This is a genomic window from Arthrobacter sp. 05T423, assembly GCF_056396245.1.
Map to the genome: position 1 here is coordinate 1 of NZ_JBFTLC010000101.1, position 747 is coordinate 747.

General features: G+C 62.4%; 1 protein-coding gene. It reads left to right on the plus strand.

From position 1 onward, the window contains the following. A partial coding sequence (locus AC1DFE_RS24080; RefSeq protein WP_476908336.1) for an MFS transporter occupies positions 1–223 on the plus strand: 223 nt, incomplete at its 5' end. Positions 224–747 lie beyond the last annotated feature (524 nt).

The window sequence follows — 747 nt, forward strand, 5'->3', positions numbered from 1 at the left end:
CCACCTGCGCGGCATCGGCACGGGCTTCGCCGCGGCCTTCAGCCGCATCGGAGCCGCACTCGGCACCTTCGCCCTGCCATGGGCGATCAGCAACATCGGCATGGGCCCAACCATGGTCGTAGCCGCCGCCGTCGCATTACTCGGCGCAGTCCTCTCGCAACGGCTCGCGCCCGAGACGAAGGGCCGCACACTCGCCGAGATCTCAGCAGACTTCTCCCACTGACACCGGGACTGCACGGTGACTTCGAAGCAGAGCTAAGGCCCTCGGGCGGATCATTGTCAGTTGGCAAGTTCGCGCTTTGGGTGCCGGCCTCCTGGGAGGAAGGATCAGATACGTCAAGCAGGCACAGAAGTCGCGGGATGGTTGATTGCCTTAAATTCAGCCGGTCCACAGTTGATCCCGTGATCAGATAGTTCGAGATCCCGCAGGCTCACGCCCTTAAGCCGGTTGCTCACCGCTCTACACATTCGACCGCGGCACCCGGATCCCGATCAATACGGCAATGCACGTTTACCCCGCACGGTAAGCATGCGCGCTGAACGGGGGTCAACTGCAACTGCCTGTTCCGTCTCGAAACCCTAGCGTTTTGAGGCACCGGGGTTTCGAGCTGCGGAGCCGCTCCGCGGCGTTGTGGAATTGAGAAAACGGCCTTGTGGTTGGGTTGGGTAGCGGCGGATGATGGCGGTGCCGCGGTCGACGCCGCTGTGTCTTAGTGCTTAGAGCCTGTTTTCGAGCGTGGTGTGGAG